This window comes from Deltaproteobacteria bacterium (assembly GCA_003696105.1).
GTDB lineage: Bacteria > Myxococcota_A > Polyangia > Haliangiales > J016 > J016.
Window position 1 is genome coordinate 1 of record RFGE01000350.1, and the last position, 3,888, is coordinate 3,888.

A 3,888-nucleotide genomic window follows, 5' to 3' on the forward strand; every position below is an offset into this window, starting at 1 on the left:
CCTAGGGGGACGGGCGCGCGCGGGCGCGCCGGCGACGCGACGCGACGCGCGGTTCGCCGCACGGACGCGGCGCGCGCGGGCGCGCGTGCGCCCACGTCACGCGCAGCGCGCGGACGTACGCGCCCGTGGGGCGAACGCCGCCCGCAGATGGCCGCCGCCGCCAGCGACGATGCGCACGCGCCTCGCGTCCGGTCGCCTCCGCGGCGGCCGGCGGCAGTGGTAGGGTCGCGCCATGTCCCGCGCCATCCCGAGTCCCGAGTCCCAACGCGTCTTCGCGCCCGGTACGTTCGACGGCCACGTCGCGGTCGTCACCGGCGGCGGCACCGGTATCGGCCTTGCGACCGCGAGCGAACTGGTTCGCCTCGGCGCGCGCGTGGCCATCTGCAGCCGCAAGCGCGACAACGTCGACCGCGGCGTGGCCCAACTCGCGGCGATCGCCGGCGCCGGCCGGGTGTACGGCGCGGTGTGCGACATACGCGAGCCCGACAGCGTCGAGGCGTTCGTCGCCGGCGTGCTCGAGCGGTTCGACACGATCGACATCCTGGTCAACAACGCCGGCGGGCAGTTCCCGTCGCCGGCGCAGATGATCACGCCGAAGGGATTTCACGCCGTGGTGCGCAACAACCTCGTCGGCACGTTCACGATGACGCGCGAGGTGGCGACGCGCGCGATGATCCCGCGCAAGCGCGGCCGCATCTGCAGCGTCACGGCGTGCGTGTATCGCGGTTTCCCCGGCATGGCGCACACCGGTGCGGCGCGCGCCGGCGTCGAGAACCTCACGATGAGCCTCGCGGTCGAGTGGGCTCAGTTCGGCATCACCGTCAACGCGGTGGCACCCGGCATCATCGAGTCCTCTGGCGTCAAGCAATATCCCGCGGAGGTGTTGGAACTCGGCATCCGCAACACGCCGCTCAAGCGCGCCGGCTCCGTCGAAGAGACGGCCGCGTCCATCGTGTTCCTCGTGTCCCCGGCGGCCCAGTTCATCACCGGGGCCGTGCTCCGCGTCGACGGCGGCAAGGCGTTGTGGGGCGACACCTGGGTCATTCCAGACGACGCGTGACCTCTACGGATCCGGTCCCGCGCGGCCCCCGCTCGGGCACCGGTGGCGTTCCGCCGGCCGCCGCGGTTCCGCCGCTGGGCGTCACTCCTCTTGCGACAGTCCGGCTTGCCCGAGCGCCGCGAGCGCGCAACCCACCCCGAACAGCGCTGCCGGCACGAGCGCCACCGCCAACGGCACGTCGAACGCATCCCGCAGTTTCGGCGCGCCGAACAGCGTCACCACCGCGAGCGTCCCCTGCAGCGACACGAAGAACGCCCATCCCGCGCGCCGCCCGCGCAACGATGCCCACGCGAGCCCCAGCTGCGTCACCGCCGTTGCCGCCACCGCGACCCGAAACACGATCGGCGCCGTGCCGGACGCGAACAGATCGATGGCATATGCAACCAACGCCGCCCCCATCGCGAACCCGACGGCCGCGCCGGCGCGGGCCAACGCGCGCGCGCGGTCCGCCGATTTGTCTAGGGCGCGAGACATCCGGGCGACCTGGCTCAGTCTTGTTTTCGCCTGCGGCGCAGGCGGGCCCAGAAGCCGCCCTTGGGCTCGGGCGACGCCGGGGCGGCTGCGTCGTCCGCGGCGGGCGGCGGCGTCGCTGCGTCGGCCGATGCGTCCGCCGCGTCGTCCGTTGCGATGACGATCTCCGGGCCGTCCGTTTCGCGTTTGCCGCGCGTCCCGGCCGGAATGCCGGCGGGCGGCGCGTCCGCGCCCAGCGGTTGCGACGTGCGCGCGATCTGTTGTTCCTGCTGCTCTTTGGCCCATTCGGCGCGAAACCGCGCGCGCATGAAATCCCGCAGCTCTTTTTGGTCGAACCGGTAGCCTTCGAGCAGCTCCTGCAAGTCGTCGCGCAGCTCGGCCGCGGTCTGGTAGCGGTCCTGTACGTCGCGGGCGAGCGCCTTGAGCACGATCGCGTCGAGTCGTTCGTTGACGCGGCGGTTGAACTTGCTCGGCGGCGGCACTTCGGCCTTGCGCACCTTCTCCATCAGCTGGAACTCGGTGTCACCGCGGAACAGCTTCTCCGTGGTGAGCATCTCGTGGAGGATGATTCCGCACGAGAAGATGTCGGTCCGCGCATCCACCGGCATGCCGCGAATCTGCTCCGGCGACATGTAGCTGAACTTGCCCTTGAGCACGCCGATCTCGGACGTGAACTTCATCAGCGCCTGGGCGATGCCGAAGTCCAACAGTTTGACGTCGCCGTCGTACGACAGCCGCACGTTGGACGGCGATACGTCGCGGTTGACCAGGTTCAGCGGTCTGCCGTCGGGGCCGCGAAGGTTGTGCGCGAAGTCGAGCCCCGCTGCGATGCGCGACGCGATGTACACCGCATGGGGCACGGGAATCCTCTGGTTCGCTTCCTGGCAGCGGCGCAGCACCTGCGTCAGGTCGCGGCCGCCGATGTATTCCATCGCGATGTAGTGGCGCCCCTCGATGCGGCCTACCTCGACCGTGCGGACGATGTTCGGATCCCGCAGCAGCATCGCGAGCTGGCCCTCGCGGTTGAACATGTCGACGAACCGCGCCTCGCGCGCGAGTTGCGGCCGCATCACCTTGATGGCCAGCAGGTTGCCCTCGGGATCGTCGCGCAGCCGCGCGCGGTAGACCTCGGCCATCCCGCCGCGCGCGACCAGGCCGAGCAGGTAGTACTTCCCGAATGGAACGGGATCCCCGGGCGACCCGGGTTGGAGCTTCTCGGCTTCCGATGCCCGCTTCACGCTGAGACTCTACTGCGATTTACCAGGCGCCCGCGTCACCCGCCGCGGTTTTTCCACCGCACGACGTACCGGCTGCCGCTGGCGATGCGGACGAACCGCTCCTCGACCACGGCGCCGGTCGGATCCTTCAGCAGCATCCGCAGGGCGCTGCCGTCCGCGGGGACCACGATCCCCAGTTCCTTGACCTCCAGCCCGAGGTCCATCATCGTACCGCGCTGGCGCGCGTTCTCGACCACGATGCGCCCCCACGGGTTCTCGAGTTCGTTGACGACGACCGCCCAGTGAAACTCGAGGTGGGCGTGCTCGCCCTTTTTGACGTCGACCTGCTCGAAATAGGCCATCGCGTAGCGCGCGCTGAAGCACAGCCACGTGTACCGCCCGGGCGCCACCGGCAGGTTCTTGATCGGGAGCTTCCTTCGGACGAGCTGTCCCTCGACCCAGACCTCGTCGCACGGGAGCTTGCTGTCGACCGTGAGGGTGCCCAGCTCGTCGGCCTTGCCGAGCTTCTTGAGTTCCGCCACGACTTCTTTCGCGAACGGACCCGCGGGGCTGCGCCACAGGTAGTCGAGGTAGAACCGCGCGGCCTCGTCCTTGGCGCCGAGCTTCGCGTACGTTCGGCCGATCTCGCGCACGGGGCCGTTCAAGGTCGGGTCGATCGCCAGCGCCATTCGGTAGTACAGCAGCGCGTCGCCGTACTGCTTGCGGGCAAACGCCTTGCGGCCGCGCTTGTACGCGATCGTCGCCTCCTTGCGCGCGTAGTCGGGCCGGTACTCTCGCTGAAACGGGTTTTGGAACTCGCGCAGGCGGGCGACCTGTTCGAGCGCGTAGTCGCGCTTTTCGAGGTCGGTGGTCGCGCGTGCAAACGCCTCGTACACGCGCGCGGCCTCCTCGTACTGGTTGGCGAGGTTCCACGCCTTCGCGAGCTGCAGCGCGCTCGGGTCGGCGTCGCCGCGGGCGGCGCGCAGCCCCGAGTACAGCGACACCGCGCGGGCGTAGCGCTTTTGCTCCATCGCGCGCTCGGCCGGCTTCACGAGGAACTCGGACAGCTCGGCCGGCGGCCGCGTCGTCGGGAAACGCGGCGCCGTCCGCGGCGCCGGCGAGCCCGGCCGCGCCGGCGGC

General features: G+C 70.5%; 4 protein-coding genes. 1 reads left to right on the forward strand and 3 read right to left on the reverse strand.

Translation table 11 applies throughout. From position 1 onward, the window contains the following. Positions 1-232: 232 nt before the first annotated feature. Positions 233-1,060: an SDR family oxidoreductase gene (locus D6689_21735; GenBank protein ID RMH36833.1), complete on the forward strand. Its 828-nt coding sequence runs from the start codon at positions 233-235 to the stop codon at positions 1,058-1,060. Between the two features lie 81 nt (positions 1,061-1,141). Here the strand turns inward: D6689_21735 and D6689_21740 are convergent, their stop codons facing one another. The 3 genes from D6689_21740 to D6689_21750 all read right to left on the reverse strand — a co-directional run. Continuing rightward, a complete protein-coding gene (locus tag D6689_21740; protein RMH36834.1) occupies positions 1,142-1,534 on the reverse strand; it encodes a hypothetical protein in 393 nt (130 codons plus the stop codon). 14 nt (positions 1,535-1,548) lie between these two features. Beyond that, positions 1,549-2,769, reverse strand: coding sequence for a serine/threonine protein kinase (locus tag D6689_21745; protein RMH36835.1), 1,221 nt, complete (start codon positions 2,767-2,769; stop codon positions 1,549-1,551). A gap of 35 nt (positions 2,770-2,804) precedes the next feature. After that, the coding region (locus D6689_21750) for a hypothetical protein (GenBank protein ID RMH36836.1) at positions 2,805-3,888 on the reverse strand (1,084 nt) is incomplete at its 5' end.